This window comes from Undibacterium hunanense (assembly GCF_014284335.1).
GTDB lineage: Bacteria > Pseudomonadota > Gammaproteobacteria > Burkholderiales > Burkholderiaceae_D > Undibacterium > Undibacterium hunanense.
Window position 1 is genome coordinate 39,828 of the sequence record NZ_JACOGF010000020.1, and the last position, 24,793, is coordinate 64,620.

24 protein-coding genes are annotated in these 24,793 nt (G+C 51.6%); 11 read left to right on the top strand and 13 right to left on the bottom strand.

Annotated features, from left to right (window positions below; genetic code table 11):
* Positions 1-56: 56 nt before the first annotated feature.
* The 3 genes from H8L32_RS27905 to H8L32_RS25550 all read right to left on the bottom strand — a co-directional run bounded on the left by H8L32_RS27905 (position 57) and on the right by H8L32_RS25550 (position 3,470).
* Complete coding sequence (locus H8L32_RS27905) at positions 57-1,778, bottom strand: eCIS core domain-containing protein (RefSeq protein ID WP_230412420.1); 1,722 nt, start codon at positions 1,776-1,778, stop codon at positions 57-59.
* Positions 1,779-1,896: 118 nt separating this feature from the next.
* A complete protein-coding gene (locus H8L32_RS27910) occupies positions 1,897-2,451 on the bottom strand; it encodes a LysE family translocator (protein WP_329605230.1) in 555 nt (184 codons plus the stop codon).
* Positions 2,409-3,470: an NAD-dependent epimerase/dehydratase family protein gene (locus H8L32_RS25550; RefSeq protein ID WP_186950687.1), complete on the bottom strand. Its 1,062-nt coding sequence runs from the start codon at positions 3,468-3,470 to the stop codon at positions 2,409-2,411. The genes H8L32_RS27910 and H8L32_RS25550 overlap by 43 nt, the downstream gene beginning before the upstream one ends.
* Positions 3,471-3,592: 122 nt before the next feature.
* On the opposite strand from H8L32_RS25550, the gene H8L32_RS25555 reads away from it, so the two are divergent.
* Positions 3,593-4,522: a LysR substrate-binding domain-containing protein gene (locus tag H8L32_RS25555; RefSeq protein ID WP_186950688.1), complete on the top strand. Its 930-nt coding sequence runs from the start codon at positions 3,593-3,595 to the stop codon at positions 4,520-4,522.
* Positions 4,523-4,578: 56 nt separating this feature from the next.
* Here H8L32_RS25555 and H8L32_RS25560 read toward each other — a convergent pair whose 3' ends face one another.
* Positions 4,579-5,433 (bottom strand): oxidoreductase, encoded by an 855-nt coding sequence (locus H8L32_RS25560; RefSeq protein ID WP_186950689.1) that lies wholly within the window; start codon positions 5,431-5,433, stop codon positions 4,579-4,581.
* A 202-nt stretch (positions 5,434-5,635) separates the two neighbouring features.
* Between H8L32_RS25560 and H8L32_RS25565 the strand changes: the two genes are divergently transcribed.
* The 3 genes from H8L32_RS25565 (at position 5,636) to H8L32_RS25575 (ending at position 7,998) form a co-directional block, all read left to right on the top strand.
* A complete protein-coding gene (locus H8L32_RS25565; protein WP_230412421.1) occupies positions 5,636-6,619 on the top strand; it encodes an AraC family transcriptional regulator in 984 nt (327 codons plus the stop codon).
* 120 nt (positions 6,620-6,739) lie between these two features.
* On the top strand, positions 6,740-7,411 hold the full coding sequence (locus H8L32_RS25570; RefSeq protein WP_186950690.1) for a hypothetical protein: 672 nt from the start codon (positions 6,740-6,742) through the stop codon (positions 7,409-7,411).
* Positions 7,408-7,998, top strand: a complete 591-nt coding sequence (locus H8L32_RS25575) for a hypothetical protein (protein WP_186950691.1) — start codon at positions 7,408-7,410, stop codon at positions 7,996-7,998. The genes H8L32_RS25570 and H8L32_RS25575 overlap by 4 nt, the downstream gene beginning before the upstream one ends.
* 265 nt (positions 7,999-8,263) lie before the next feature.
* Here H8L32_RS25575 and H8L32_RS25580 read toward each other — a convergent pair whose 3' ends face one another.
* The 4 genes from H8L32_RS25580 to H8L32_RS25595 form a co-directional block, all read right to left on the bottom strand.
* Positions 8,264-8,929, bottom strand: a complete 666-nt coding sequence (locus H8L32_RS25580) for a GNAT family N-acetyltransferase (protein ID WP_186950692.1) — start codon at positions 8,927-8,929, stop codon at positions 8,264-8,266.
* 75 nt (positions 8,930-9,004) lie between these two features.
* Positions 9,005-11,509, bottom strand: coding sequence for a DUF4135 domain-containing protein (locus H8L32_RS25585; RefSeq protein ID WP_186950693.1), 2,505 nt, complete (start codon positions 11,507-11,509; stop codon positions 9,005-9,007).
* Positions 11,510-11,798: 289 nt separating this feature from the next.
* Entirely contained in the window at positions 11,799-13,508 is a 1,710-nt protein-coding gene (locus H8L32_RS25590) for a methyl-accepting chemotaxis protein (RefSeq protein ID WP_186950694.1), read from the bottom strand.
* 455 nt (positions 13,509-13,963) lie between these two features.
* A complete protein-coding gene (locus H8L32_RS25595) occupies positions 13,964-14,782 on the bottom strand; it encodes a hypothetical protein (protein WP_186950695.1) in 819 nt (272 codons plus the stop codon).
* Positions 14,783-15,179: 397 nt separating this feature from the next.
* Here H8L32_RS25595 and H8L32_RS25600 point away from each other — a divergent pair, with 397 nt between their 5' ends.
* The 5 genes from H8L32_RS25600 (at position 15,180) to H8L32_RS25620 (ending at position 17,518) form a co-directional block, all read left to right on the top strand.
* On the top strand, positions 15,180-15,578 hold the full coding sequence (locus H8L32_RS25600; protein ID WP_186950696.1) for a PRC-barrel domain-containing protein: 399 nt from the start codon (positions 15,180-15,182) through the stop codon (positions 15,576-15,578).
* Between the two features lie 193 nt (positions 15,579-15,771).
* Positions 15,772-16,005 (top strand): hypothetical protein, encoded by a 234-nt coding sequence (locus H8L32_RS25605; protein ID WP_186950697.1) that lies wholly within the window; start codon positions 15,772-15,774, stop codon positions 16,003-16,005.
* 121 nt (positions 16,006-16,126) lie between these two features.
* On the top strand, positions 16,127-16,663 hold the full coding sequence (locus tag H8L32_RS25610; RefSeq protein ID WP_186950698.1) for a ferritin-like domain-containing protein: 537 nt from the start codon (positions 16,127-16,129) through the stop codon (positions 16,661-16,663).
* 16 nt (positions 16,664-16,679) lie between these two features.
* Entirely contained in the window at positions 16,680-17,183 is a 504-nt protein-coding gene (locus H8L32_RS25615; RefSeq protein ID WP_186950699.1) for a hypothetical protein, read from the top strand.
* Positions 17,184-17,212: 29 nt separating this feature from the next.
* Positions 17,213-17,518 (top strand): DUF883 family protein, encoded by a 306-nt coding sequence (locus H8L32_RS25620; protein WP_186950700.1) that lies wholly within the window; start codon positions 17,213-17,215, stop codon positions 17,516-17,518.
* A gap of 86 nt (positions 17,519-17,604) precedes the next feature.
* Here the strand turns inward: H8L32_RS25620 and H8L32_RS25625 are convergent, their stop codons facing one another.
* From H8L32_RS25625 to H8L32_RS25640, 4 genes are read right to left on the bottom strand one after another with little or no spacing between them, the layout of a single operon-like run.
* Positions 17,605-18,249 (bottom strand): ABC-type transport auxiliary lipoprotein family protein, encoded by a 645-nt coding sequence (locus H8L32_RS25625; RefSeq protein ID WP_186950701.1) that lies wholly within the window; start codon positions 18,247-18,249, stop codon positions 17,605-17,607.
* Positions 18,246-19,190: an MlaD family protein gene (locus H8L32_RS25630; protein WP_186950702.1), complete on the bottom strand. Its 945-nt coding sequence runs from the start codon at positions 19,188-19,190 to the stop codon at positions 18,246-18,248. Before H8L32_RS25630 ends, H8L32_RS25625 begins: the two co-directional genes overlap by 4 nt.
* On the bottom strand, positions 19,175-20,080 hold the full coding sequence (locus H8L32_RS25635) for an ABC transporter ATP-binding protein (protein ID WP_186950703.1): 906 nt from the start codon (positions 20,078-20,080) through the stop codon (positions 19,175-19,177). Before H8L32_RS25635 ends, H8L32_RS25630 begins: the two co-directional genes overlap by 16 nt.
* Entirely contained in the window at positions 20,080-21,264 is a 1,185-nt protein-coding gene (locus H8L32_RS25640; protein ID WP_186950704.1) for an MlaE family ABC transporter permease, read from the bottom strand. The genes H8L32_RS25635 and H8L32_RS25640 overlap by 1 nt, the downstream gene beginning before the upstream one ends.
* Before the next feature lie 566 nt (positions 21,265-21,830).
* Here H8L32_RS25640 and H8L32_RS25645 point away from each other — a divergent pair.
* Both H8L32_RS25645 and H8L32_RS25650 read left to right on the top strand, forming a co-directional pair.
* A complete protein-coding gene (locus tag H8L32_RS25645; protein WP_186950705.1) occupies positions 21,831-21,977 on the top strand; it encodes a lmo0937 family membrane protein in 147 nt (48 codons plus the stop codon).
* Positions 21,978-22,076: 99 nt separating this feature from the next.
* Positions 22,077-22,934 (top strand): YihY/virulence factor BrkB family protein, encoded by an 858-nt coding sequence (locus H8L32_RS25650; RefSeq protein ID WP_186950716.1) that lies wholly within the window; start codon positions 22,077-22,079, stop codon positions 22,932-22,934.
* Between the two features lie 169 nt (positions 22,935-23,103).
* Here H8L32_RS25650 and H8L32_RS25655 read toward each other — a convergent pair whose 3' ends face one another.
* A complete protein-coding gene (locus tag H8L32_RS25655) occupies positions 23,104-24,360 on the bottom strand; it encodes an alkaline phosphatase family protein (protein WP_186950706.1) in 1,257 nt (418 codons plus the stop codon).
* Between the last annotated feature and the right edge of the window lie 433 nt (positions 24,361-24,793).

The window sequence follows — 24,793 nt, forward strand, 5'->3', positions numbered from 1 at the left end:
TTAGAAAATACCCTGCCATGACACAGTCTTCGTCGCTGCACTTTGCAGTATCAAATTCACTTTAAGGCTTTGATAAAACTATCTCGATGAACAAGACGATATTTCTTACTACCTTTTATCTTCTCCATATCATTGACATGTGTTTCACCGACCTTCCATACACCTTTGCCAGTAGCAGCGTTTGCAGCCTCATGCATATTTTCTGAGCGCTGCTGAGTAATATCTGGTTCGTCGAGGAAGGGGGACCTTATCGATTGTTTTCCAAATTTTCCAATATCGTCCGCTATTTCCATCACATTATATACAACGTCGTCGTATCTACTTACTGCATCGTGGGCCTCCAGACCCTGTAAAACTGTATTATGTCTGCTTGACAATGGAGACAGCAATTTTGCCCATAAGATATATTCCCTCATATTGAGTTTGCCAGCAAAGGGGGATTTTTTCTTCCTGAACAGAGCGTTAATTGAAGAAATTTCTGCTTTCATTCCATTCATGAAACGATTTTCACCTGCCTTCATAGATTCGATCAGCTTGGCAACAATTTCACTTTTCTTTGTAGTCGTCAGATTCTGCATCAAAGCAAAATCCAGGGCAGATATTGACAATCTCTCGTAAAAATCCTTGGACCGGTAGACCAGATCTGCCATTCTCAAATATTTGTCATCGCCCCAATCGTCATCAGTGCTCAACGCAAATTGCTCTTCTCCCCAATACCCGGCATCTTCACCCAGAATACGCTTGGTGTAGTTTGTTTCAGCAAGTCGCTGGGGATTTGATTCATCGTGGTTTTCACCGACAACATTCAACTTGCCCGTAGTCAAAGGACTCGCGCCCATCAAGTAACTGATGATTTTAGAAACACTCCAGATGGCCGCTACCGTTGCAATAGCAGTCAGCGCAAAATACAGCGTGGTGGGTGCCATACCCAGGGCCGCAGCCACACTGGCAAAGTTTGCTTCCACACCGAAATACAAGGCCAGCCGCTGCAAGGTTTCACCATACATCTGGACCGGTGCAGAACTACCCTGTGCCGCATTGACCGTCACTAGCTGGCGTGAAGCACCAGCTGTTGCTGTTGCGTCGACGGTATCCACGTGCATGCCTGCATGCTGCCCACCCTGTCCGGCAAACAGGTTGGCACCAGCACTCAGGGCCTTCGCCCCCATCACATCCGCCTCAGCTTCCAGACCCACATCGTCATTCACTGCCACGCCCTGCTTCATCTGCATGGTGGGCCTGACACGCCCCTGGGCCTGTTGCACCACATGCCAGGCTTCATGTGGCACGTGCTGCTCTTGCCCGGGCGCTACATGGATTTCGCTGCCCTGCGCATAGGCATGGGCGTTCAGTTGCGCTGGTTTGCCGGAGTTGTAGTTGACCTTGACATGGTCCATGCTCATGCCGGACAGGGATTCTATGCCCGCCTTGAGTTGATTTGGCAGGCCAGTATGATTGGCTTGGGGTGCGGCTTGCGCAGCGAATTGGGCAGTACCACGGTCAGTAGATTTTTTTTGCAGCGATTCTTCGTCTTGCGCTTTTTGCAGCATCGCTTTATCCATCATTGCCTGCACCGCTTTAAGCTGCATAGCGCGAGGGCTGTTTTGCATCATGTGACTATACGCTTTAAGCTGCCTGGCTTGCGGGCGACGATCAACAAATCCAGACGCACCTTCATCTATGCTTTGTTGGGTCAATGGCGCGCCACGGCGCTGAGCAAGTGCCCCTTGCCGGACTTGATCGACGGCCTTCCGACTTTGATAACTTTGCTCAGACATGGCATTCCTATCAGCAAGTTCACAATGACATTTGTTTAACTATTCTAACAAATAAATGCTACTGACTAAGAAACTTTTCACTTTTCGGCTACAAAGCAGCCAGACAGAACAACACGTCCTACCAATTCAAGCCCATCACCAGGCCACACAACAGCAAGCCGCCGCCACAGATTTTTTGAATGCCGCCAGCTTGTAGTCTGCGCAGCCAGCCTGATGAAGACTGTTGTGACAGCCGTTTATTGGCCCATGTAAGCAGGCTGCATAACAGCACAAAATACAGTACGTTGATGCTCTCAAAAACCAACCCCAGCATGACAAACCCTTGCACGACACTGCTTTGTGACGCAGGAATAAACAAGGGGAAAAATGTGCTGAAAAACAAAACCGGCTTGGGATTGCTGATCGTCATCAGCAGGCCTCTGGTAAAGCCTGCATGCGCTGGGCTGGGTTGCTGCGCAGGTGCCGCACTACTTCGCAATATTGCTATACCCAGATACAGCAAGTAAGCTGCCCCCAGCACACGCATCGCTGGCAATAGCCAGGGCAGGCTTTGCATCAATACCGCAAAACCTGCCGCCGATAAGGTGATCAGCAATACATCGCCACAGACAATTCCAGCCACTGCCACTATCAAGACAGCGCGCCGGCCTGACTGTCTGGCCTGCCCGGCCACCAGCAAAGTCGCCGGTCCGGGTATGACAATGACCAGACTGGCGGCCAGTATGAAACTAAAGAGCGTGGATAGTTCAGGCATGTTGCGCCCCCCTGCCCTTCCAACAGTAGCTGCTGATGCAGATCCAGTATCAGCCTGTCAAGCCAGGCATCGACATTGGAAAACTGATAGCCCAGGCCGCGTGCCCGCGCAGTATCCATCACATAATCATGTGCATAATCAAAAGGACTGTGCGCTGTGTTGTCACCGGCAATTTGCAATATGGCCGGTTTGCCCAGCAGGCGCGCGATGCGCTGAACCAGTTGCGGCGCAGACAGATTACCCTGACAGGCGAGATTCAGCGGCCCCAAAAAATCTGCCATGCCTGCCCAGACCATGGCATCGACCACCGCAGCCACATTCAGGAATGAGGTATTGCCCGCACCTGCCAGATGCAGCAGGGTTTGCTCCTGCATCACCTGCTGAACATAACTGGCCAGCCTGCCGGTAAAATCATCCTGCGCCGACAACACGTGAGCAATGCGCAATGTGGCGACCGGCAAACGGCCATCCTGCATCAGCACGGCTTCTGCCTGTAGTTTACCGGCGGCATAACTGACATCCGCCAGTGCAGGGTCACGCCACGGATATTGCCAGTCGATGGCGACCTGGGTCAGATCCAGATCATCTTCCCGCAAGGGACGCAAGACCCGGCCCACTAGGTGGCGATAGGTTTCTATGGTGGATGACATGACATAGCGCCCGACCTTGCCGGCAAACACTTCCAGCGCAATTGCCGCATCCAGGGGGCTATAACACATCTGGTCAAACACCAGGTCATAACTGGCATGGGCAAACACGGCCTGCATGGCTTGTTCGTCACGCCGGTCCACGCGCAGGCGTTGCACGGCATCGCCAAAGTCATCCGGGTTGCGGCCACGGGTGGCGATGGTGACCCTGTGCCCGTCTGCCAGCAGACGTCTGACCAGTTGTTTTCCAAAAAATCGCGTACCACCTATAATCAAGATATTCTTATGCATGATTGTTCATCCTTCCCGTTTTCATTGACATGGGACGATGATGTTCCCACATAGAGCAAATGACAAACGAGCATTACCATACTCATGAATAAGTATGACTAATGCAAAGATGAAAGAAAAGGATGAACGGACAATTACGTAACCTGTCGGTATTGCTGGACTTTGACTGCGCAGCACGCTGGTGCAGCTTCAAGCTGGCGGCGCATGAATTACACAAGACCCCGGCAGCCGTCAGCCAGAACATCAAACAGCTGGAACAGCAGTTAGGCTTTGCCCTGTTCGAGCGCCATGCGCGTCATTTGTCGATCACCGAAAAAGGGGCAGAGCTGGCCGACACTGTCAGCCATATGCTGCGTGATCTGCACGTCAAAATTGCCGCCCTGCGTGAAGACAGCAGCAATGACAGCCTGCGCATTTCCTGCACCCATTCTTTCGCCATGAAATGGCTGGTGCCGCGCCTGCATCACTATACCCGCCTGCACCCCGGCATGGATATCCGCATCGATTCAAATGATACCGTCGTTGATCCGTCACAGGGGCAATGCGATATCGCCATCCGTCATCAGCTTTATACAGAGGGCGATACCGACAGCCTGCTGTGGCGCGAGCAATTGCTGCTGGCCTATAGTCCGGCTATATTGAATGACAAGGACAGGCAGGCACGCCAGCCGCCCGGTCTGAAACGCCTGTTGCGCTACCCATTGTTGTATGAAGGTACGCCTGAACACTGGATACGTTTGTTGCACAACCATGCCTTGCTGGACCAGCAACACGACTTTGCACAAAATTATAGCCATGCCGGTTTGCTGGTACAGGCTACCGTGGCCGCCCAGGGCGTGGCCCTGTTGCCTGCCGCCATTGCGTACGAAGACCTGCGCCAGGGCCACCTGCGTACACTGCCCATGCCGCCTTCCATGGCGCCAGCATCCCGCTATTGCTATCGCATCGTCACGGCAAAAGGCAAGGCAGCGTCAGAAAAAATCAGCAACTTCGTGGCCTGGCTGCATGGCGAGATGCTTGCCATGCAGACCTACCTGAAACAAATGGAATAAAACCCGTGCCTGCTCGCAGGCGCTGTATCAGCCTGGCGAGCTGCCCAGGTTTAATCTCACTCAAAATTCCCATCGGTTGATGTGGACAAGGCACTCCACTGCTCCAGTTCCTGGCGGCGTTTTTCTGTATTGCCACGCAACAGGGTGATCGCGTCGGAACCGGCAGCAAAATGCAGTGGCGGCGCAGGCAGCTTGCTGATGGCCAGCAAGGCGGCACCCAGCTTGTCAGGATCACCAGCCTGGCGGTGGTTGTAGCTGTCATAGGTTTCGCGTGCGCTGGTGCTGTTGCCGTCAGTGCCATTCACATAATCAGCGATGCTTTTCTGGCCGTAACGTACCGAACTCTGATCCAGAAAATCGGTACGAAAAAAGCCCGGTTCCACGATCGTGATGTGAATGCCAAAACGCGCCACTTCCAGTGCCAGTGATTCCGAAAACCCTTCAATCGCAAATTTGCTGGCGCAATAGACTGATGCACCGTCAAACCCGACGACCCCGCCTATGGACGACAGGTTGAAGATATGTCCACGCCTTTGTTCGCGCATGACAGGCAGGACCGCACGCGCCACGTTCATGCTGCCAAAGACATTGGTATCAAACTGCTGACGGATGTCGGCCGCGTCAATTTCTTCAAACAAGCCCAGTTGCCCATAACCGGCGTTATTGACCAGCACATCGATACCACCAAAATGCGCGCAGGCAGCCTTGACCACGGCCTGTATCTGCGCGTCATTGTTCACATCCAGTGCCTGCACCAACACCTGGTCGCCATAGCTGCCAAAGCGGGCCTGCAACTGATCGACAGCACGCCCGGTAACGACGACCCTGTCACCACTATCCAGCACAGCGGTGGCAATGGCGGCACCTATGCCACGGGTTGCGCCTGTAATTAACCATGTTTTTTGCGTCATGATGCACCTTTTAAAATGATGGCCCGCGAATTGCGAGCAGGGTGTCATCATAAGATCCGGGCGGCAAAACCAGAATGCCGGAAACTGTAGCAGATTTGCCTAATCCTATAATCCGGCAATCACACAGACTAAATATTGCTACCATACTTGCCTGTTCATATCAGCGCGTACAATCCCACCACGCATACAAGGTGTTTATTCCATGACGATTTCTTCCATCCCTGCCATCCCTGAAGTGACAGGTGGTCCTGCTCATAACAGCAACAACAGCAGCCACAACGCAGCCACAAACATGGCCGCCATCGTGGCACGCCTGGCGCCAGAAGAAGGCTTTACGGCATCGGAGCTGGACTATGTGCACTTCATGCGCAGCAACCACGCTTTCAGCCGCACACCTGTGATGTACGAGCCCTGTATCTGCATCATTGTGCAGGGTCGAAAGCGTGCTTATCTGGGTGAGGCTATGTTCACCTACGATGCGCAGCAATACCTGGTGGTGTCCGCCCCCATGCCGTTTGAAGCAGATACCGAAGCCGCGCCAGATCACCCTTTGCTGGGCATCCATGTCGGCATACAGCAAACCCTGGCAGCAGAGCTGGCATTGGCTGTTGAAGAAGAAGACTTTGCCGCTATCAAGCCATCGGTACAACCAGGTTTCATGTATTCGACCAGCGTTGAAGGCAGCCTGGCCGATGCGGTCATGCGCTTACTCATGGCATTGTCGTCACCACTGGAAGCAAAAATCCTGGCACCGGCCATAGTGAAAGAAATCTATTTCCGTATACTGATGGGTGAACAGGGTACAGCGATGCGCGCCGCCTTAAGCCAGGGCAGCCATTTCCAGAAAATCACACGGGCATTACGCAGAATCCATGAAGGCTTTAATCAAAAGCTGGATGTCGATACCCTGGCGAAAGAATCCGGCATGAGCGTACCCGCCTTTCATCATCACTTCAAACAGGTGACGGCAACCACACCCATCCAGTACATCAAGGCGATGCGCCTGCACAAGGCCAGGCTGCTGATGATACGTTCGGGTATGAGCGCGTATACCGCATCCACCAGCGTCGGCTATGAAAGCAGCTCGCAATTCAGTCGTGAATTCAAACGCCTGTTTGGCCGCAGCCCGCTGGAAGAAGTACAGCAGATGCGTACAGTATTACGCATGCAGCCAGCGGCGGCTTGATTGCTTGATTGCCAAGGAATTGCTGGCAATCAGAAATCAAACAAGCTATGATTTCGCGGCGATTTCATCTGCACAATGCATTTCGCACATTCAAAAACAAATCAAAAATGAAAGAAGGATATGAAATTACTCATGTTGTTGGGATCGAACCGTTTTTTTTCAAATGCAGGAAATAGTTTTTCTCGCATGGTATTACTGGTTGGGGTACTAGGCTTTACTATGCTGGGCAGCGGCTGTGTCTCAGTAAAGCAATATGTTGATCCTGCCTTACCTAAAGTAGCGTTTGAAGATTTATTGAAAAATCCATCCAAGCAAGAAAAGCAGCCAGTTCAGGTCATGATTGAATTCCGCACCAAAGGTATTGTCAATGCCCGCGCAACTGAAGCTGTTACCCCTTTAGTGATTAAAACCTTGCAACAGTCCAGCTTATTCAGCGACGTACTTACTGGGCAAGCAACATCTGGCAATAAATTATTCATTACCATCGATAATATTGTTGTGGACAAAGACGCATTCAGCAAAGGATTTGCCACTGGATTGACGTTAGGACTGGCAGGCTCCATGGTGACTGACGGTTATGTGATGAATGCAAGCTACATTACGCCCAACAAGGATGAGTTCAAGCACGTGTATAAACATGCCATCCACTCCACCATTGGTAATGCAGAGGGTCCAAAGGGGCTGACACCTGTACCCAAAGAACCAAAGGACGAAGCAATTCGTCAGGTGGTTGAAGGTTTGATACTCAATCTTCTTAACGATATGCAAAAGAATGGCGAGATGAATAAATGAAGATATCGTCGTCCTCTTTCTTCATTGAGAGCTTAAGGAAAACCGGCTTGCTTGCCGCTTTGATCTGTACTGTAATGCTGACCGCATGTACAACTGTTGCCCCCGGCTATCAAGCAACTGTGGACAATGTCAAAGTGCTGCAAAAGATGCCAGGAAATGGCGTTGCGGAAGTAGGAAAATTTACTGTCACTGACGACAGCCTCAATCACCTGAGAATCCGTGCCAGTGTCTACGCATCGCCTGCCAACGGGTCGTTTTCAGAATATATTAAAGAAGCTTTGAAAAACGAATTGGCCAGCGCTGGCAAGTTAGGAAACAAGACCAGCGCAATAATAAGCGGGAAGCTACTGAAAAATTATCTCGACGGATCTTACGGTATAGGCAAGGCAACGGTAAGTGTTCGCTTTACAGTTACGCGAGGAACGACAATAAGCTACGAGAAAATCATCACTGGGGAAACCACATGGGATTCTCCGTTTGTTGCAGCAATCGCGATTCCTGAAGCACAACGCAACCATACTGAAGCGGTAAAGCAATTGTTGGGAAATTTATTTGCTGACCCAGATTTCCAAAAGTCGATTCAATAACGCTGATGAAAAAGAAAATCTGAGTATCTCGGAGTATCTCTGAGTATCAGCTACGTTCGAAAAATAGATTTTCAGGCTCTATGGCTGGCAAAAGCTGAACCCCGCACCTAGCAGGGTTCAGCTTTTTTTATTGGCGTTGATTCAAACTTCGCCTGACACGGCATGCTTGAGTACGGGTATCTGCAAATAGTATCTCGTCGCCGGAGATGACATATATAACAACTCCGACGCATTCTAAAAAACAAGCACAGGGCAGTGCCTGGTTCTAATCTTGTCTCGCTTTGATTTCTACCGTCGAATAAGGCGACCGGACAACCCAGCCCAGCGTAGCATACAAGGCACATCCGGCTTCCGTCGCCACCAGCACCCGCTGTGCAGCATTTGACTGCTGGGTTGTACCCAGCGCCGCCATGATTGCCCGGCCCAGACCACGCCGCTGATGTGCAGCGTCGACCGCAATGCGGTCATAGATAAAGAATCCACCGTCTTCCATGGCATAACCACTGGCAGCAAGCGCACCGTCATCGGAAAAAATGCGGGCTACTGTTGCAGGGAATGGATGGTCAATGGCAATTTCCAACCGGTATCCGGGAGGCAGTACCGGCATCACGTCTGACGTTGCGGCATGGGTCATCAAATAGCCAACACGCTGGAGTTGCCAGTGCTGCGGCACCAGCGCCAGCAACTGCGCGGCTGTGCCACACATTTTGATGAAGGTGAATGGGGTAGTTATCGACAGCGCCAGTTCCCGTATCCCATCCGCCGGGCCAGCAAAGACATAGCGCCGTTGCTCCGTTTCTTGCGCGGTATCGACGCGCCATCCACCATGATCAGGCACCGGTGCCGGTAAACCACGCGCAACTGAACGCGTGCCTAGCCAACCGGCGATCAGTTCTGGTTCGACGTTATTCGAGATGTTTGGTTTAGTCATTGTCAGAAAAATAGGTCAACCCGCCCTGGTACATTTTCTTGGTCACATTCTTAATTCTGGGCTTGTTCAGGATCATCAATCGTCTTTATGTGTATTCAAATACATTTCTTTCGCTACGTCTTTCACCCTGGTTTCACTGATGTGATTAACACTGATTTCGATGGCTGCCTGAATTCCGGGCTTATGTTTAGCAATGACGCTTCCACGATAGTACACACAATCATTGCTGGGTTCGTATCGGAAGATAGGGAAATCTGTGTTTTTGAAATCTTCGATCATGCCCGTTTTGATTATTTCATCACTTCCTTCTGCCATGACATATCCAGCATCATTCAATGACTGTTTTGCATCTCCCAACATAAAGCCCAGCATTTTATCCCTGGTCTCAGGTTCTCTATAGACACCCTGCATTGCCTTCTTAAAGTCAAGCGTGGCAATTGGGACTATGCGTACCCCATGTATACTTTTAACTCTTTCCTGCAAATAGGAAATGAGCCGGCCCTTGTTTCTATCTACAGCACTGATTCCTTCCGCAATACCGTCGAGAAAAGCCCGGTTGTATTTACCGCCGGGTTCATAAGACTGTGTCCTTACTTTGCTGAGATATTCGCCACTTGGTTCAGTTTCGTCATCTTCGGCGTTATCACCATCTCTCCAGGCGTCAAATTCTTCATCCGTACAGAAGTAATTGGGTGTTTTCGCACCGTCCTTGGCGAAGGTAGTCAGCGTTGAATGAATCAGGGTCGCATTCCATGCTTCACTCATCATGACATCAGGCAGAAACGATGTTTCTGCATCGACTATCACTGGAATACCGCCGCTACTTGTATAAATATTTTCCTGATGCAAGTCTGTGACACCCAGCAATTTCGTTGCAATGACCATGCGCCCCATCTGATAGTAATATCTCCCCGCTTCTTCTATGGTCAGGCGTTTGGCCTTGGTGATATGTTCCATGTAGCCATATTGCTCGCCCTTATTGTCTTCTGTCTGGCTAAATTTAGTAGTAGCCAGCTCTGTGTTCAGGTCGGAAAGCACGCTTTTCTTGCCACCTTCGAGATGGATGTCAGGGCTTAACGTCCTGGGTTTGTACACTACTTTTTTACCCTCATCCGACTCAAGAATACAGACACTTTGTCCGTCATTATGGTAGTCCGACCCAGTCAGATGCACGTGGACCAGGTGTTGCGATAATCCGTATTCATCACGAATACTAACCCAGTCACCTTCTATACGATCCAGCATCTTCCTGAAATTCCGGTTTAACAGCCCTACTCTTTTTTGGGCAAATTCCAGATGCCCAGCCTTCACCGAATCCTGACGAATTTTGGAGGTATCCAACTCACCAAGAATAGCCGCCTTGATGACTTCTTTGTTTTTTTCTGACTTTAAAACAATGGGGAGTTTCGAATACGTACTGCAGACCAGATATACCAGACGGGATGCATCCGGGCCGCGGCTGCTCTTATCGATCCATTCAGCGATCTCTAAGGGATAGGCTCTGTCGTACTCAATCCAGGTTTTAGTGATGGCGGAAGATATATTATCCAATCGATAGAAAATTGCTTTGAGAGTACGAAGCGTAGTTGCGTAATTAAGGGTCGTAATGGTTGAAGCTTCTATTTCATCAAAACGGTTTCTCAATACAGAAATCTGCTCGCCACCCTGACTTTGTTCAAACGGTTTCATGGAATCCAGAAACTCTTTCACCCTCTTTTCCTGCGCCAGCAACTCATCTTCTTGCTGATTCTGGAACCAGTTGGTAAGGCGATTCCAGCCTTGAAAACGCTCAAATTTCATTAGCTGATAGGGCATGACCACACTGCTGTAAGCAGATGCTGCAGAATAATCAGGCGCAGCGGTTCTTTGATTACCCACTCCCTTGTTCTGTACCACCTTTCCACTTATAGCCGTACCAACACCCAGCGCCTTCGCCCCCATCACATCCGCTTCGGTTTCCAGGCCTGCATCATCATTCACCGGCACACCCAGCTTCATCTGCATGGTCGGTCTGACCCGCCCCTGTGCCTGCTGCACCACGTGCCAGGCTTCATGCGGCACATGACGTTCCTGCCCCGGGGCTACATGAATCTCGCTACCCTGTGCATAAGCGTGGGCATTTAACTGTGCGGGTTTGTCAGAGTTGTAGTTGACCCTGACATGATCCATGCTCATGCCGGAAAGCGATTCTATGCCGGCCTTGAGCTGGTTAGGCAAACCGGTGTTGTTGGGTTGGGCCGTGGATTGTCCGGCTAATTGGGTAGTACTGTGATCAACAGATTTTTCTTGCAGCAGTTCTTCACCTTCTGCCTTTTGCAATACAGCTTGATTCATCAAGTGCTGCATCGCCCGCAATTGCGTGGCACGCGGGCTGTTCTGCATCATGTGGCTATAGGCTTTGAGTTGCCTGGTTTGTTGGCGCTGATCAGCGAATTGTGGACGAAGGTCGACGGGATCTTGCTGGGCCAATTGTGCAGTGTGCGACTGTGGCTGCGACTGCACAGCAGATTGACGCTGGGCAGGCGCATGCTGCTGCCCCAGATCCATTTTTTTGCGTGCTTGACGAATATGCTCAGACATGACGTTCCCATTTCAGGTGCGCTGTGTCACTCAGATGGCAAGCAAGAGCACAACAACGGCACTCAGCGCTTTACCAACCAGGACGGATGAGCATTACTTGTAGATTATTTATGTTATTTTGTCAATTATCCCTACAAAAAATAATTCCTTGGAATGCTTCGTCTTACTGACCAGGAAAGCATCATTTTGCCTGCATCAAGAACAAAAAACCGCTACACCTTAACTGGCGCAGCGGTTTTTTTTGTGAAGACTGTAACGCTTCGATAATACAGACGGTTAGCAGCCTGGCTTAAAACTGTTCCCACTCTCCTTCTGTCCCTGCTGCCACTTTTGCAGCATTCCGGGGCCGGGTGCCAGCAGTGGATGCCAGCCTGGATACGGTGGCTGTCTTGCTGACGACTTTAAGCTGTGGCCGTTTGGTGGCGCTTTTGATCGTTGCAGCAGTCATGCCCTGCTGATGACCATTCAACCTGAACACATCGACCACGTGGGCCAGTTTGACGGCCTGATCCTGCATCGATTCTGCTGCGGCAGCGGCTTCTTCCACCAGGGCTGCATTTTGTTGGGTGACCTGATCCATCTGGGCGATGGCCTGGTTGATCTGTTCAATGCCGGCATTCTGTTCCTGGCTGGCAGACGAAATTTCGGAAATGATGTCCGTCACGCGTCTGACGCTGTCTACAATCTCACCCATGGTGATACCGGCTTCATCCACCAGTTTGGCACCCATGCCGACTTTTTGTACCGAGTCGCCAATCAGCTCCTTGATTTCCTTGGCGGCTGATGCCGAGCGTTGTGCCAGGTTGCGTACTTCTGACGCAACCACGGCAAAACCACGGCCCTGCTCACCGGCACGTGCTGCCTCGACTGCGGCATTCAGCGCCAGGATATTGGTCTGGAAGGCGATGCCATCAATGACGCCGATAATGTCGACAATTTTCTTCGACGACTCATTGATCGAACCCATGGTTTCAACCACTTGTTGCACCACGCTGCCACCCTTGACAGCCACATCCGACGCCGAATTTGCCAACACATTGGCCTGGCGCGCATTGTCTGCATTTTGCTTGACGGTAGATGTCAGCTCTTCCATCGACGATGCGGTTTCTTCCAGCGAACCAGCCTGTTCTTCAGTGCGGGACGACAGATCCTGATTGCCCGCAGCAATCTGTTGCGACGCCGTGCTGATAGTGTCGGTACCGGCACGCACTTCGCTGACGATACCGGCAAGGCTGCCGGTCATGGCCTTGAGCGCCTCCAGCAACTGGCTGACTTCATCCTTGCCCTGCACATCAATATGACGTGTCAAATCACCAGCAGCAACGGTTTGCGCAATGCTGACAGCTTCATCGATGGGGCGGGTAATCGAACGGGTAATCGACCATGCCAGGCCTGCTGCAGCGATGAAAGAAAACACCGTAGCACCCAGCAAAATGTTTACGGCAAACCCGTAATCTGCGTGCATCTGTTCTACCGATTCCTGGTTCTGTTTTTCCAGTAACTGGATCATCTCGTTCAGCAAGGCAAATGTGGCATCTTGCGGTTTCTGTACTGAATTCTGTAAAAAAGCTGTTGCCTCATCCTGCTTGTCGGCGTTGACCAGTTCAACCACGTTATTGAGCAGGCGCAAGGTATCGGGCACCTTGACTTTCATGTCTGCATGAAGTTGTTTGGCTTTTTCGCTGCGTACCAGACCACCAAGGCGTTCCACACCTGCGGTCAGGCTCTTGGACGCATCGTTGATACGTCCGCGCATGGTGGCCTGCGAATCCTTGTCTTTGTAGAGAATATAGTTGCGCGCCGAACGGGCAACCAGATTCAAGTCAGTCAGCATGCGATTCGACAAGGCCGTCTTTACATTGTTTTCGTTGACGACCACATCCATGCGGGCCTTGATCGACGACAGGGAAGACCAGCCGATATAAGCAATCATTATCAGCAACACCAGTATGGTGCCAAACGCCAGATTAAGACGAAAGCCGATTTTCAATTTGTTCATATAATATTCCTCAACCACACGTATATTTGAAGTAAAGACGATGCAAGCATGAAACGATAAGGCGATCCGGCGATCTAACTATCCGGCGATCTAACTATCCGATGGTCCGGCGCTCAGGTGATACCGCTCGTAGCGGCATTCTGTTATGTGGGGAATTCAGTACCATGGCTTGATGAAAGCCATCCGGCAAAAATCTGTTGACTGACACAAGTGCGACACAAGCCATCAGAAAGTACTATATCTCTGAAGTAATAGTACATTAGGGCAATAAATCAATGTGTTAACATGGGTTAAATGGTATGGCGGGAATGACGTGCCAAGAGCAAGCCAGGGTAGCCGTGCACCGGCAAGAGAAGATGTTTAACAATCGCGTGCCTGATCAGCGCTTGGTTAATGCAGGCAGATTGCAAAAACGGTGCGCCACGCGCACCGAATCTGATACGTAGTACCGCCACTTACTTCGCTATTCCCCACTGCTTCAGAATCGGTATCCAGCGTTGTGCAACAATTTTGTCAAAACCGGATGAAGTGGGATGCATTTCATTTGCCCAGTCAGTCTTGTAGTCGGCACCGCTGCTGAGCGTGCCGCGTGAATCGATATAGACGACGTCATTGCGCCAGTCATCAAAGGTTTTGAAAAGGCCATTCAGGCGGTCTATCAGTTCATGCACGACTGCCAGGCGAAAGGCGGGGTCTTTTTTTACCTTGGCTGCATCCAGCGCAGGCAGCAACCAGGGGCCGGTGACCAGTTTATTGAGAATGTTAAAGCCGCGCCCGTCAGGCACTGGATAATCATAGCCATGAATGAAGATGGGGCGTACCTGTTTGACGGCGTCTTTGTATGCCCAGCGTATTTCATGTATCAGCCCGCCCATGGCAGTGGCGATCTTGCGCAAAAGATCGTCGATACCTGTGGGATCCAGACAGGCTTTGGGATCGGTAATGCCGGTGCAGTCGGTCTTCAGGGCCAGCTTGTAATCGATGGCATCATTGCCGGCACCACTGATCATGAAGACGTTATAGTATTTCCTGACATCAGGCGTCAGGTTATATTCAACATCCCGGGCATACTTGCCGGCACCGACATAATCCTGCAGTGGCGCGCCATTATTGCCCACCGCCTGGATATTCGAATAATTAGCGCTTAATGAATTATTGCGTATCAGCGCCTGCAAAATATTATTGCCCGGATACCAGAACCACGAATCCCCTATCGCCAGGATAGCTGGGTACTCGCCTGCTACCCATTGTTCATTTTTTTGATACACACGCATATCGTATTCCTTTGTATTTTTTAGCAAAACAGCAGAGAAAAGCACGACGTTTTCATGCCTTATGAGGCAGGCAGACAAGCAGGCCGTGCTGGCGGTGATGTCACGGTTCAATGTCGCAGCCAGGATTTGTGGCATCCATATCATTATAAATTTAATTATAAAATTAACCACTAAATAAATGATCAATTGACTATGGATGTGCATTCCTTTCCATAGGCCAATATGAAAATAAAAACCGTCGAAAACCAATAATCCGCCTGTACTTCACTTGATCAAAGCATCCGTCTGCTTAATTTATTGATGATGAAAAAAAATAATTCTTTATGTGTGGTATCGAACCGAAGCGCGATGAAGTCGGGGACATACTTAAGTCTCGACTCAACGTGAAGGAATTGAAATGATTAACGAAAATTTGGACATCTACAGCGGCAACGGTGGCAATCCACACAAGGGCCCTGGTCCTGAACTGATGGGCGCAAAAACATTGACTGGCGACAATGTCGTCAACCATGCTGACGAACATCTGGGTGACATCAAGGAAATCATGCTGGACATGCGCACGGGCCGTGTCGCCTATGCCGTGGTCGCCCATGGTGGCTTGCTGACCATCGGTGAAAAACTGTTTGCCGTACCCTGGTCTGCACTGACCCTGGACGCGGTCAACAAACGCTTTGTGCTGAATATCGATAAAGAGCACTTCGAAAAAGCACCTGGCTTTGACAGCGACCGCTGGCCAGACATGGCCGACCAGCTCTGGGTCAATGAAGTACACGGGTATTACGACACGAAAAACTGAGCACGAGCGCCAACAGGGATGTGGGCGTAGGGATGTGGAAATAAGATGTAGATCAGGCGCGGTGAAAACCCGCTTGCCCCCTGCCCGCTCACACCAAAGCGCAGCAACGCAGCATGAAACTGCGACCCAAACATTGTACCGGGACGGTCGCAGCATCAACAGCAAGCAATAACCAGTTATGAAGGGAATCATCATGGACTATACCGAAATGCATTTCGCCTTTGAAGTATATGAAAAGGCCCTGGCAAAACGTAGCAGGCATTTGTTCAAGACACCAGAACCTCTGCGCGATGCAGAAGAAAAACTGTACACGCTGGAAACAGCCGTGAGCGAAGTACTGGCCGATACCCGTAAAGTCGCAATGATGATCAGGTCCAGCGCGCAAAAATCCATGCCGGCCTATGTTCAAAGCGTGGCCAGCAAGTGAATGCCGGAAGCGCGGGGCTGTGAACAGTCTTGCGCAGTCTTCCTCTCAATAGGGCATAAGTCCAGGGCACAAACCCGGGGCATAGACCAGGATATTTTTAACTGATCTCAGAAAGAACATCATGCATGAAGTCAACAAGACCCAGCGCAACGGCCTGGATACAGCCGCGATTCGCCAGGCAGCAAAAAATCTGGATGATGGTGCCGTCACCGCTGGTTACCAGGGTAACCGCGAAGAAGTCATCGCCATGCTCAATGGCGCATTGGCGACCGAACTGGTCTGCATACTGCGTTACAAGCGTCACTATTACACAGTAAACGGCCTGCAAAACGGCCCCATCAAGGCTGAATTTTTAGCGCATGCGGCGGAAGAACAGGCCCACGCCGATCTGCTGGCAGAACGTATCGTGCAATTGAATGGCAAGCCTGACTTCAACCCGGCCACATTGACGGAACGCAGCCATGCCGAATATGACGATGCCGATGATATCAAGGGCATGCTGACGGCCAATCTGATCGCCGAAAGAGTTGCCATCGAATCGTATCGCCAGATGCTGGAAAAGATAGGTGAAAGTGATCCGACCACACGGCATATGCTGGTGGGGATTATGGCGAAGGAAGAAGAACATGCGGATGATATGCGGGATTTGCTGGCGTAATGTTTAGGCGTGACATTTGGGCGTGATGTTTGGGTGCTGCGACTGGCTGGGTAGCTTGCGAGCCGCACGATGTAATGCTTGTGCTGAGTTTCAGTCGTTCAACGGCAATCATAGCGTCGTCGCTCCAGCGAAGGCTGGAGCCCAGCGGCGTTTGTTGCATTGCCGTACTTTGATTGGAGCGATTGCCCTTCGTGGATACAGGCCGGGACTCGGCCCGGCGGCCGAATTCCTTTCTTTGCTTCGCCAAAGAAAGGAATCAAAGAAAGGCGACCGCAGACTTGCCCTTCGGGTGCTTACGCTACGCTTCAGCATAATTTTTGCGTCACAAAAAATGGGAAGGTCCGCAACTCGCTACGCTCAAACATCGGACCTTCTTTTTCCATTTTCTGTGACGCAAAAATTACATCGTCCCAAGCGGATTAAGGTCAAAAGCAACGTCAAAAACAACGGCAAAACAAAGATCAAAATCAAAAGCAACACAAAAAAAATAACGGCATCAACACCAACCAAAATTTGTTAGTTCCCTAACCAACCAGAAGGAAGATCATCATGCTTGAATCCAACATCAAAGCTGTCAACAAAGATATCAAAGTATTGCTCAAAGATGCGCAGGCGCTGTTTAGTGCGGCGGCTACATTGAGTGGCGAGAAGGCCGAAGAGGCGCGTGCGCGGGGGATGAAATTGCTGGATACGGCCATGGTCGCTGCGCAGGATGCACAGGCGTCGGCACTGGCAACGGGCAAAGAAATGGCCAATTCGACCGATGCCTATGTCAAGGAAAACCCATGGAGCAGCATCGGTGTGGCAGCCACGGCAGGCTTGCTGGTGGGTTTGCTGTGCTGTCGCAAATCATGAATCAGTAAGTGTGTAAGCATGTAAGCAGCACAAAAAAAGCAGCCTGAAATTCAGAGCTGCTTTTTTCTTGCCTGATGCAAAAACTGCTAACGCTGTCCCTTCGTTGTTCCCAACTGTTCAGCACAAAATGCTGTCAGTTGCTGCAGGGCCTGGGTAACAGCCTGGTTGCTGGCCAGAACACCGCCGTAGGCATCTTCAGTGGGCGTAGCGATGTTGACGTCGAATTCACGCCAGGCAGTGATTTGCTGGTTTTGATTGTCCGACAGATGTGCGCGCAGGACGAAGTGGACGCGACTGGGGGTGCTGGTAAAGTCTTGTTGCAGGTTGCGTATTTCCAGATCCAGCCGGTAGGTGGTCTGCAAGGCACTGGGTGCCTGTAATACGACCTTGAACAAGCCGCTGGATTCAAGCGCACTGGTGACCAGGGGCATGAGCATGGCTGCCGGTGGTTTTTGCCACTGGCTTTGTTGAAATTCTTCCACCTGGTGTGGCTGACGCATGAACAACATGCGGGTGCTGTCAAAACCGGCAGCAGCGCGGATATTGCCTATCAGGATACTGGCTGGTGGATTGCCAATTGCCTTATCAGGTGCCGGGATGCTGGCAACCGTATCGAGGCGGTACACTGCTGCCACCGGTACATTCGCCGGTTGCAGGGCAGAACAACCGGCGATCAATACTGCCAGCAGGGGGAGCAGTTTGGCTGGTTTGGCTGAATGGACAGGTTTCATGGTGTTGCTCCTTTTGATTCCCCTGGCCCTGGTGGTGCTGGCTGCCGTCCTCTGATCAGGCTGCTGGGGTTGTGTTCAGTCTGTTCAATCAGACGGGTCAGGGATGCGGACAAGGTCGCCAGTTCTGCCATCAGCCTTTGTATCTCTGGCAGCGTATCGGTGCTGATCTGGCGCACGCCTCCACCCAGTTGATCTACTGCGGTCCTGGCGCTGTCACTGGCCTGGCCAGCCTTGTCCGCCATGGCAGCGACGGCATCTGCGCTTTTGCCTATACGCTGGAACAGGGCATCCAGTTTGGCGCTGGCCTGGGCCGTATTATTGGTGGTGATGGCAGCATTTGAAATCGCAACACGCATGGTCGCCTTTTGCGACGCCAGTGCATCCATCACGGCAGAGGTGTCTTGCAAAATCTTGCTGAATGCCGCACGGTTGTCTTCATTCAGTATAGCATTCACGTTGGCTGCCGTACGGTCCAGGTTGGCCAGTACGGCGCTCAAAACATTTTCCAGGCGGGCGCTTAGCGAAGGCTTGGTGCGTATCTGTGGATAATCCTGCCCAGGCAAGGCCTGCAACGCCGGCGCAGCGGGTGAGCCGCCACTCAGCTCTACATAGGCGATGCCGGTCAACCCCTGAGTTTTCAATACGGCCTGGGTATCGGTCTTGATGGGTGTGCCTGCGGCGATGGCAAATAGCAGTTGCACCTGCTGCGGATTAGCTGGATCCAGACTGATTGCATGCACCTTGCCCACATTCACGCCCTGGTATTTGACTGGCGCATCCAGGTTCAACCCTGCCACCGATTCACTCACCACCGATTGATACAGGATCGTCTGCGTGCGCTTGCCCAGACCAACTGACAGCCACAATACGGCAGCCACCAGCAAGGCCCCCAGCGCCAGCACAAAGGCACCGACTGCAGCGTAATTTACTTTGGTTTCCATGGACTGTCCTTGTTTGTCATTTGTTCTTGTTGTCCGGCCGTTTGTGTTTCTGTACTTGTTTTTGTTTGGGTTTGTGCCTGTTCCTGTGCCGCCCTGCCCCGCGCGCCATCAAAATAATCACGGATGACCGGGTGCTGCATGTGTGACAATTCCTCCATGGAAGCAACCGCCAGCACTTTACCTTCGCCCAGCACCGCTACCCTGTGGGTTACCTGCCACAGCAAATCCAGATCATGGGTAATCATGACGATGGTGGGTTGATACAGTGCGTGCAAATGCCGCACCAGTGCATCAATACCACCGGCCCCGGCTGGGTCCAGACCAGCTGTGGGTTCATCGAGGAACAATAATTCCGGGTCCAGCGCCAGCGCCCTGGCCAGTGCAGCACGCTTTAACATGCCGCCGCTCAGCTCGGCCGGATACAGGCTGGCTGCTTCTGGCTTGAGACCGCTTAAAGATAATTTCCAGGCCGCGATCTCATTGATGCTGGCTTCATCCAGATCGCTATGCTCGCGCAGCGGCAAACCTATGTTTTCACTAACGGTCAAAGTGCCAAACAAACCGCCTTTCTGGAACATCACGCCGCAACGCTGGCGCAATGCAGCCGCATCTGCGTCGCTGATGCCAGCCAGTTCAGACCCCAGAACTGTGACCGAACCAGAGTCGGGCGTATGCAGCAAAATCATCTCGCGCAACAATGTGGATTTACCAGAGCCACTACCGCCCACGATGGCAAGAATTTCGCCACGGCGTATATCCAGATCCAGGCCATCATGCACGATCTTGTCACCAAAACGGGTACAAACCTGGCGCATTTGAATCACATAATCATCGCCATCCGGCGCAGGCGTAGTGGCTACAGTGGCCGCAGTGACTGTGGTGGCTGCCATCACAGCCCCAGCACATTAAAAATGACGGAAAAACCGGCATCCAGCACAATGACGGTAAAGATCGCCTGCACCACACTGCGCGTAGTCTGCCGACCTACACTATCGGCATTGCCCTTGGTACGAAAGCCCTGATAACAGCCTATGATGGCAATCACCATCGCAAACACCACCGACTTGCCGATGCCGATCAGCAGCGTTCTCAGGGGAATTTCAGTTGCGAAGCGGTCCATGAATTCATGCGGGCCAACACCCAGTTGCGTACTGGCCATCAGCATGCCGCCCATAATGCCCAGCAAGTCGGCAAACAGGGTCAGCAAGGGCAAAGCCAGCATCAGCGCCATCAGTTTTGGGATGACCAGCAAATCAATAGGGGGAATGCCCACAGTTTGCAGGGCATCAATTTCTTCCGTCACCACCATGGTGCCTATTTGTGCCGCATAGGCAGAACCGGAACGTCCGGCGATGATGATGGCCGTAATCAGCGGCGCAAATTCGCGCAACATGGCATAACCCACCAGTTCCACCACAAAGATGTTTGCTCCATAGTGCTTGAGCTGGTCAGCCCCCTGATAGGCAATCACAATACCCAGTAAAAACGAGGTGACGCCGACGATAGGCAGCGCTTCAAATCCGGCAATCTGAATATTGCGCAGAATGGCACGGCCACGCCAGCGCCGTGGATGCCGCAGCACGCCCAACACGCTAACCGCAATCTCCCCCAAAAAACTGAGCCAGGCCAGATTGGCGTGCCAGACATTAACAGTCGCCTTGCCGGTTTTTTCCAGCAAGCCTGCGGCTTTAACTACCGGCTCTGCCGTCGCTGGAATCTCACCCAGTCCATCCAGCATATGCTGATACGCTTCAGGCCAACCTTGCAGCTTGATCTGCGTACCGCTGTCACGCAGCTTTTGCAGGCGTGTGTGCATGACCCAGGCTACGACGCTGTCTATCTTCTGTATTTGCTGACCATCCAGTTGCACCACCTCCGGGTGGCGTAACAGCAAGGCGTCCAGTTGACGCATGACATTACCCAACTGACATATGGTCCAGTTGCCGGACAGTTGCAAGACACCTGGCGTCGTCTGCTCAATGCGGGCAGGCAAACGGGCTGACTGGCGCGCCTTCACTTTGTGGGAAGTGCCTGTATCAGCTTGTAAGGGATGGTCAGCAGTAGGGGCAGGCATGGATGCTCATCATAAGAAATATATGCCTTCAGCTTGCCACTGGACGACATGCAGTTCTGTGCGCTGGCGTACCAAGGGAGGGGGAGTTTTTTGTGGATAAAGCAGAACAGCATTTTCAATGCTGCGCAGGCTGTTGGCAGCTGTTTTCTTTGTCTTGGAATTGAGCAGAGATGGAATAGAATCGAATTGAAGCAATGAAATAAATCAGATGAAAAATCTGGATTCGTGTTCCAAAAATACTTGCGCAAAACCGCTCCGGCGACGATACAGAAGATGTATGGAGTTCTGTATTTTATCGCCGCCGAAACATGCCGGAGCGATTTTGCGCAAGTATTCTTTTCTTTTTATCCTGCATCACTGATCTGGTTTCAGACCTGGAAAGATGCTGTATTCATGCATTCAATGTGCACAAGAATGGCAGAAGAAAACCTGTCGCTCTGTGCGCTAGCTAACAGACGAAAAAAAACTTTTCTTTCACGATAGAGCTACCGTCAAAACGGCAAGCCGGATATTTTCACCGGCACACCAGGGCGTGTTGACCCGACCAACTTCAAGAGAGAACCATCATGCTTTATACCATCGCTGTAGTACTGATTATTTTGTGGTTACTGGGTATGGTGTCGGCTTACACCATCGGTGGCTTTATCCATGTCTTGCTGGTGATCGCCATCATCATGGTCTTGCTGCGCCTGATCAGCGGCAGAGGCGTTTGACCTTGCTCTATCAATTAATGAGCAGGCATTGAGCAACTGATGAGGTCATGGCTCACAAAACAGCGGGCCATCCCTGGCCTGCTGGTGGCACTGGCTGGAATGATAGGACGTGCCGTACTGGAATGGGTGCGCCATCGTGCTGCCAGCAAAGGCGCTGCGCTGGCCTTTTATACCCTGTTTTCCATGGTGCCCGTGCTAATCCTGGTGCTGGCCATCGCCGGTTTTTTTTATGGCGAACAGGCCGCCCAGGGACAATTGTTCAATCAATTGCAAGGCCTGGTAGGCCAAAGCGGGGCAGCAGCAATACAGGTGTCGCTGGCAGGTGCTCATAATGTCTATGAAGGGCGTATCGCCACCCTGATCGCCAGCGTTTTGCTGTTAATTGGCGCCACCAGCGTGTTTGCCGAATTAAAAGAAAGCCTGGACGAAATCTGGCAAGTACCACCCAGCAATGCCAATAGCCTGTGGCACTTCTTACGCACGCGCCTACTGTCGTTCGGCTTGATACTGGTACTGGCGTTTTTGATGCTGGTGTCATTGATAGTCAGCGCTGTACTGGCGGCACTGGAGCATTACTGGCAAGGCAGTCGCACGGTCGTGGCACTGATATTGTTGCCGCTGTCGTCAGGCATAGGCTTCGCGGTGATTGCTTCACTGTTTGCCGTCATCTTCAAGATGCTGCCGCAGGTGCGGCTATCCTGGGAGGATGTGTGGGTTGGTGCAACCGGCACGGCAAGCCTGTTTTATGTCGGTAAATTTTTGATCGGTGTGTATATCGGCAACAGCGGCGTCGCCAGCAGTTTTGGTGCTGCGGGCTCCATCATCGCCCTGCTGTTATGGGTTTATTATTCTGCCCAGATCTTTTTGCTGGGAGCAGAATTCACCCGTCAGTATGCCTACAGCCTGGGCAGCTTGCGCACCGTTGAAATGAGTTCTCATACCCACGCCACTCCTTAGAACCTGTTCACGATCTGTAGCGAGCGGGCGTCAGCGGGGTGAAGAGCAGCGCAAAAAGCGGAATGTACACTAGTACATGAGCATTTTGAGCAGCGCACGAGCCCCGATCACGCCCGCGCAGTAAGATCGTGAACAGGTTCTTAGGCGGAGTGACATGGAAGTCAACCAATTACTGTGCGAGTGCGCCTTGAACGGATTCAAGCTTACCATCAGATGGCAGGGCCGGAACATGAATCAGCTTCATGATCAATGGATAGACGCTGACGTTGTCGAAAGTCGGCAGCACGGCCCCCTGTTTGAAGGCGGGGCCATTGGCAATAAACAGCGCCTGCATTTCTTTGCTCTGATTATCGTAACCGTGCGCACCCTTACCCGCTTTTGCAACGGCAGCAGCGTCAGGCATGACCAGCCAGCTCACTTCTGGCAGACAGACAAAACGTGGGACGCGCGGGTTTTGTCCATATTCATAACGCGCAGGAATATTTTCTTTTTTCCAGCATTGCATATGCTCATGGGTTTTCAGCAGATCTTTGGCGACCGCTTCTTCTTGCCCCGGTTTCGGGTCGATACCGGCATAGCTGCCATAAGTCACAACAGTATAGAGAGCAGGATTAACGATTTTGTCGAGTTGCACAGTACGTTCGGGGCTGGTCGCTGCCATGCCATGATCGGACACGATAATGACATTGGCATCCAGGTTCCGTGTACGCAAACCTTCCATCAGGCGGGCGATGGCCACATCCGCACTGGCTACCGCTTCGGTGACTTCTGGCGTATCCGGGCCAAATTCATGGCCGGCGTGATCAACCTGGTCAAAATACAGGGTCAGGAACTGGGGTCGGCTGCTGGCAGGTTTGTCCAGCCAGGCCAGCATGGTATCGACACGGTCAGACGGGCTCAACTTGCCATCGAAGGGACGATATTCCGATGGGCGCACACCGTGGATGGCCGCCTCAGAACCTGGCCAGAACATGATGGCAGAACGAACATTATTTTTCTCTGCCGTCACCCAGACAGGCTCGGCCTCATCCCACCAGCGACGGTCCAGCACCGCGCTGCTGTTACCCAGTCTGAAACGCACGCCAGGAATTTTGCTGTCTTCCATGGTATTGCCAACAATACCATGATGATCCGGGCGCAAGCCTGTCACCAGCGTGTAATGGTTGGGAAAGGTAATCGATGGAAACGACGGACGCATGGTCTCGGCGCGGACACCACTGGCCGCCAGTGCATTCAGCCTGGGCGTCACGCCACGGTTCAGGTAGTCGGGCTTGAAGCCATCTATCGATACCAGGATGACGGGACGGTATTCAGCCGCCCTGGTGGTGGCAGCGTCAGCGACAGGCTTTTGCGACATGGGCGCACAGGCAGCCAGGGACAGGGCTAATAAAGTAAAAGCGAAGGTCTTTGCGTAGAATGATTTCATAATGTGTTGGGAAGAAAACGAACTGCATTCAAATGAGTGGACGACTTGGCAACAATGCCTATTATGATGGGTATAGCGATGCTTGTGAGAAAGATATTTGTATAAGAAATGTGACAGCCAGGGGCCGCACAAAAAGAGTAGCTATATTGCAAATAAATTCATATTCAAACCTGCAGCCAGCTACAGTCTGAGCCATACACAAGACGCCTTCATGACTTGCTCGCCTTACAGACATAAATGGGGCAATCAGTAAGCCAAGAAACTAGCTGATGATCAGCCCCATGAATACTGCATTTTTCAGTTGTAAAGGATTGCAAACCGATCAAAATGGACGCAGACAATGATGGATATACCGCTTATGATGAAAAATTGCTTTGTAACATGATTATCATGTGCCTGGCTTGCCAGAAAAATACAAATACCAATACACATA

Excerpts from the sequence above, each read along its gene's own strand:
- H8L32_RS25580 (WP_186950692.1), bottom strand. The coding sequence starts at position 8,929 with ATGACTAAACCAAACATCTCGAATAACGTCGAACCAGAACTGATCGCC.
- H8L32_RS25595 (WP_186950695.1), bottom strand. The coding sequence starts at position 14,782 with ATGCGTGTGTATCAAAAAAATGAACAATGGGTAGCAGGCGAGTACCCA.
- H8L32_RS25585 (WP_186950693.1), bottom strand. The coding sequence starts at position 11,509 with ATGTCTGAGCATATTCGTCAAGCACGCAAAAAAATGGATCTGGGGCAG.
- H8L32_RS25570 (WP_186950690.1), top strand. The coding sequence starts at position 6,740 with ATGAAATTACTCATGTTGTTGGGATCGAACCGTTTTTTTTCAAATGCA.
- H8L32_RS25555 (WP_186950688.1), top strand. The coding sequence starts at position 3,593 with ATGAACGGACAATTACGTAACCTGTCGGTATTGCTGGACTTTGACTGC.
- H8L32_RS25620 (WP_186950700.1), top strand. The coding sequence starts at position 17,213 with ATGCTTGAATCCAACATCAAAGCTGTCAACAAAGATATCAAAGTATTG.
- H8L32_RS25550 (WP_186950687.1), bottom strand. The coding sequence starts at position 3,470 with ATGCATAAGAATATCTTGATTATAGGTGGTACGCGATTTTTTGGAAAA.
- H8L32_RS25610 (WP_186950698.1), top strand. The coding sequence starts at position 16,127 with ATGCATGAAGTCAACAAGACCCAGCGCAACGGCCTGGATACAGCCGCG.
- H8L32_RS25630 (WP_186950702.1), bottom strand. The coding sequence starts at position 19,190 with ATGGAAACCAAAGTAAATTACGCTGCAGTCGGTGCCTTTGTGCTGGCG.
- H8L32_RS25625 (WP_186950701.1), bottom strand. The coding sequence starts at position 18,249 with ATGAAACCTGTCCATTCAGCCAAACCAGCCAAACTGCTCCCCCTGCTG.
- H8L32_RS25605 (WP_186950697.1), top strand. The coding sequence starts at position 15,772 with ATGGACTATACCGAAATGCATTTCGCCTTTGAAGTATATGAAAAGGCC.
- H8L32_RS25560 (WP_186950689.1), bottom strand. The coding sequence starts at position 5,433 with ATGACGCAAAAAACATGGTTAATTACAGGCGCAACCCGTGGCATAGGT.
- H8L32_RS25575 (WP_186950691.1), top strand. The coding sequence starts at position 7,408 with ATGAAGATATCGTCGTCCTCTTTCTTCATTGAGAGCTTAAGGAAAACC.
- H8L32_RS25655 (WP_186950706.1), bottom strand. The coding sequence starts at position 24,360 with ATGAAATCATTCTACGCAAAGACCTTCGCTTTTACTTTATTAGCCCTG.
- H8L32_RS25565 (WP_230412421.1), top strand. The coding sequence starts at position 5,636 with ATGACGATTTCTTCCATCCCTGCCATCCCTGAAGTGACAGGTGGTCCT.
- H8L32_RS25645 (WP_186950705.1), top strand. The coding sequence starts at position 21,831 with ATGCTTTATACCATCGCTGTAGTACTGATTATTTTGTGGTTACTGGGT.
- H8L32_RS25635 (WP_186950703.1), bottom strand. The coding sequence starts at position 20,080 with ATGGCAGCCACCACAGTCACTGCGGCCACTGTAGCCACTACGCCTGCG.
- H8L32_RS25600 (WP_186950696.1), top strand. The coding sequence starts at position 15,180 with ATGATTAACGAAAATTTGGACATCTACAGCGGCAACGGTGGCAATCCA.
- H8L32_RS25650 (WP_186950716.1), top strand. The coding sequence starts at position 22,077 with ATGATAGGACGTGCCGTACTGGAATGGGTGCGCCATCGTGCTGCCAGC.
- H8L32_RS25590 (WP_186950694.1), bottom strand. The coding sequence starts at position 13,508 with ATGAACAAATTGAAAATCGGCTTTCGTCTTAATCTGGCGTTTGGCACC.
- H8L32_RS27905 (WP_230412420.1), bottom strand. The coding sequence starts at position 1,778 with ATGTCTGAGCAAAGTTATCAAAGTCGGAAGGCCGTCGATCAAGTCCGG.
- H8L32_RS25640 (WP_186950704.1), bottom strand. The coding sequence starts at position 21,264 with ATGCCTGCCCCTACTGCTGACCATCCCTTACAAGCTGATACAGGCACT.